The sequence below is a fragment of the Brevundimonas sp. genome (assembly GCF_013823285.1).
Lineage (GTDB): Bacteria > Pseudomonadota > Alphaproteobacteria > Caulobacterales > Caulobacteraceae > Brevundimonas.
In genome coordinates this window covers 1-3,551 of record NZ_PNLV01000164.1, presented here as the reverse complement: position 1 = coordinate 3,551, position 3,551 = coordinate 1, and the positions used below count along the sequence as shown (strand labels likewise).

3 protein-coding genes and 2 pseudogenes are annotated in these 3,551 nt (G+C 68.7%); 4 read left to right on the top strand and 1 reads right to left on the bottom strand.

The window, feature by feature from the left end; genetic code table 11:
* Window positions 1-68: pseudogene (locus tag C0461_RS13900) on the top strand (hypothetical protein); the annotation flags it as partial.
* Between the two features lie 13 nt (window positions 69-81).
* On the opposite strand, the pseudogene C0461_RS13895 reads toward C0461_RS13900, so the two are convergent.
* A pseudogene (locus tag C0461_RS13895) lies at window positions 82-591 on the bottom strand (DUF4334 domain-containing protein); the annotation flags it as partial.
* A gap of 52 nt (window positions 592-643) precedes the next feature.
* Between C0461_RS13895 and C0461_RS13890 the strand changes: the two are divergent.
* From C0461_RS13890 to C0461_RS13880, 3 genes are all read left to right on the top strand, one after another.
* On the top strand, window positions 644-1,393 hold the full coding sequence (locus C0461_RS13890; protein ID WP_292107840.1) for a 16S rRNA (uracil(1498)-N(3))-methyltransferase: 750 nt from the start codon (window positions 644-646) through the stop codon (window positions 1,391-1,393).
* A 64-nt stretch (window positions 1,394-1,457) separates the two neighbouring features.
* Window positions 1,458-2,825 carry a glutamate--cysteine ligase gene (locus C0461_RS13885; protein ID WP_292107838.1) on the top strand — a complete coding sequence of 456 codons (1,368 nt, stop codon included), beginning with the start codon at window positions 1,458-1,460 and terminating at the stop codon, window positions 2,823-2,825.
* Between the two features lie 64 nt (window positions 2,826-2,889).
* Window positions 2,890-3,551 (top strand): histidine kinase dimerization/phospho-acceptor domain-containing protein (locus C0461_RS13880; protein ID WP_292107837.1); only part of this gene is annotated, 662 nt, incomplete at its 3' end.

The window sequence follows — 3,551 nt, the reverse complement described above, 5'->3', positions numbered from 1 at the left end:
CCCGCGTCCAGCGCATCTACGGCGGCACCAACGAGATCATGAAGCTGCTGATCGCCCGGACGCTGTAGTCCTCGTCAGCAGGAAGAAGAACGGCGCCGGGGTCGGCCGCAGGTCCATCAGGCCCAGCAGCCGGTCCTCGTCCACGCGGCGGAAGTGATCGATAATGGGCTGATCGTCATAGATCATGGCCGCCGAGATCAGACCCCGGTGCTCCATGGAGCGCAGCCGGGCTGTGGGCCGGTCGGTGGCAAGCACCGGCAGCAACAGGCGGAACAGGCCCTGGGCCGCGCTCGTGCGCGCGATCCGCGGCAGGGCCAGCGCCAGACCGAGGGGCAGCCGGGCCGGATCCACCGCGCGCACGGCGCCCGAATCCATGAACAGCAGCGGGTCGACCCGGTCGCGGTCGGTGAACCGCTTGCCGTACCAGCCATAGGCCGCCAGCAGCCCGTCCAGCGGATGGCCGCTGGGCAGTTCGGTCCCGCGCCACTCGCCCGTCATGTCCTCGGGACGGACGGCGGGGAGGCTGTCGAAGAAGGCCAGACCCGCCTCGGCGGTCCAGCCCTCGGCGGCCCATTGCTGCAATCGGGGCATTGCGGTCTCCGCGACGGTGGAATGATCCCCTCATAACGATCTAGAACACGGCATGATCCGTCTTCATGTCCGCTCAGACCTGTCCCCCGGCGCCGCTGTCGCGCTGACCCTTGAGCAGGCCCGCTACCTGACCCAGGTGATGCGGCTGAAGGGGGGCGACGACCTGCTGGTGTTCAACGGCCGCGACGGCGAATGGCGGGCGACGGTGGCCGAGGTGCTCAAGCGCGGCTGCGTGCTGAAGGCCGAAGAACAGGTGCGGCCGCAGTCCTTCGGGCCGGACCTGGACCTGATCCTGGCGGTGGTGAAGAAGGCGCGGGTGGAGACGGTGGTGGAGAAGGCCGCCGAGCTGGGCGCGCGGCGGGTGCGGCTGACCCTGACCCGCTACACCAACGCCGAGCGGCTGCGCATGGACCGGCTGGACACCATCGCCGAGGAAGCCGCCGAACAGACCGGTCGTCTGGATGTGCCCGAAATTCATGACCCCAAGAAGCTGGACGCCCTGCTGGACGGCTGGCCCGAGGGGCGCCGGCTGATGTTCTGCGACGAACGGGGGGGGCCGCCGGCCATGGAGGCCCTGGCGGAGGCCCCCGAGGGGCCCTGGTCCATCCTGATCGGACCCGAGGGTGGATTTTCGCCGGACGAGCGGGCGCGCCTACGGTCCCTGCCCTTCGCCACGCCCGTGTCGCTGGGGCCCCGGGTGCTGCGCGCCGACACTGCCGCCATATCGGCCATGACCCTGTGGCAGGCCGCGCGAGGCGACTGGAAGGGCGCGCATGTGACCACATGGTCAGAAGGGGCTTGAGCATTGACCTCGGCCCGCCCATCTAGCCGCCACAGGCCGCACATGCGGCGAAGGGGCGACCGACATGGCCGACGACGCGAACGAGCCGCTGACGCTTGAGGCCATGGCCGGCTTTCTGGCCGACGGCGCCAAGCCGAAGGACCAATGGCGCATCGGCGCCGAGCACGAGAAGTTCGGCTTCCTCAAGGACGGCTTCGGCCGCCCGGACTATGAGGGCCCGTCGGGCATCCGCGCCATGCTGATGGGCCTGACCCGCTTCGGCTGGGCGCCGGTGGAGGAAGGCGGCCACGTCATCGCCCTGGAGAAGAAGAACACCGAGGGCTATTCCGCCTCGGTCAGCCTCGAGCCCGGCGGCCAGTTCGAGCTGTCGGGCGCGCCGCTGAAGGACATCCACGACATCTGTTCGGAGACCGGCCAGCATCTGGTCGAGGTCAAGATGGTGGCCGACGAGCTGGGTCTGGGCTTCCTGGGGCTGGGGTTCGACCCCCTGTGGACCCGCGCCGACATCCCGGTCATGCCCAAGGGCCGCTATGACATCATGCGCGCCTACATGCCCAAGGTGGGAAGCCTTGGCCTCGACATGATGCTGCGCACCTGCACCATCCAGGCGAACATGGACTTCGAGTCCGAAGCCGACATGGTGATGAAGTTCCGCACCTCACTGGCGCTGCAGCCCGTCGCCACGGCCCTGTTCGCCAACAGCCCGTTCACTGAAGGCAAGCCCAACGGCTTCCTGTCGGCCCGGGCCAACGTCTGGACCGACACGGATCCGGACCGCACCGGCATGCTGGATTTCGTGTTCGCCGACGGCTTCGGCTTCGAGACCTATGCGGAATACGCGCTGGACACCCCCATGTATTTCGTCAAGCGCGACGGAAAATATGTGGACGCCTCGGGTCAGTCGTTCCGCGCCTTCCTGAAGGGCGAACTGCCCGCCCTGCCGGGGAATGCCCCGACCCTCAACGACTGGACCGACCACCTGACCACCCTGTTCCCCGAGGTGCGGCTGAAACAGTATCTGGAGATGCGCGGCGCCGACGGCGGGCCGTGGAGCCGCATCTGCGCCCTGCCGGCCCTGTGGGCGGGGGTGCTGTACGACGCCCCCTCGCTGGCCGCCGCCTGGGACCTGTGCAAGGACTGGGACATCACCGATCACGAGCGCCTGCGCCGCGACGTCACCCGCCTGGGGTTGAAGGCCGAGGTGGCCGGGCGTTCGGTCCAGGACGTGGCGAAGGACATGGTCGCCATCGCGCGTCAGGGCCTGAAGAACCGCGCGCGCTTCTCCGGCGGCATGGTGGACGAGCGCGGCTATCTGGCGGAGCTGGAGGACATCGCCGAAAGCGGCGTCACGCCCGCAGAGCGCCTGCTGGAGGCGTATCACGGCCGCTGGAATGGCGATGTACGTCAGGTCTATGCGGAGCAAGCGTACTGAGGGCGAAACCCGACCTTAACGGGTGATGGTCAAGCTGGCGGCAGTTCGTCTTGAGAGTCCTCCCATGACCTGTCAGCCGCTCGAAGCCTCTGCCCGTCCCGACGGCGCGGGCGAGGCGTGGTCCGAGGTCGACCTCGGCACCTTCTTCGACGTGTCCCTGGATCTGCTGGTGGTGCGCGAGCTGGACGGGACAGTGGTCAAGGCCAGTGCGTCCTGGGCCACCCTGCTGGGCTATCGCCCCGACGAGATCGAGGGCCAGGGCCTGCTGCGCCTGATCCATCCCGAGGATCTGGCCGCCACCCGGCACAGCATTGTGGAGGTGGAGACCCGGCGGCCCGGTGACCCGGTGCTGGGCCAGGTGAACCGCTACCGGCACAGGCAGGGTCACTACATCACCCTGGAGTGGCGCGCCCAGCGGCACGGCGACCGGATTTACGCCGTGGCGCGTGATGTGACCGACAAGGTCGCCGCCGAGCGCGACCTGATCGAGGCCAAGGCCGCGGCCGAGGCGGCCAGCCGCGCCAAGTCCGACTTCCTGGCAAACATGAGCCACGAGATCCGTACGCCCCTGAACGGGGTGATCGGCATCGTCGACGCCCTGTCACGCACGCCCCTGTCGCCGGACCAGTCCGAGATGGTCGCCCTGATCGCCTCGTCGGGCGTCACCCTTGAGCGGCTGGTGTCCGACATCCTGGACGTATCCAAGATCGAGGCCGGGCAGCTGGA

What these genes read in the sequence shown, in the direction of transcription:
- C0461_RS13890 (WP_292107840.1), top strand. Translation starts at nt 644, where the DNA reads ATGATCCGTCTTCATGTCCGCTCAGACCTGTCCCCCGGCGCCGCTGTC.
- C0461_RS13885 (WP_292107838.1), top strand. Translation starts at nt 1,458, where the DNA reads ATGGCCGACGACGCGAACGAGCCGCTGACGCTTGAGGCCATGGCCGGC.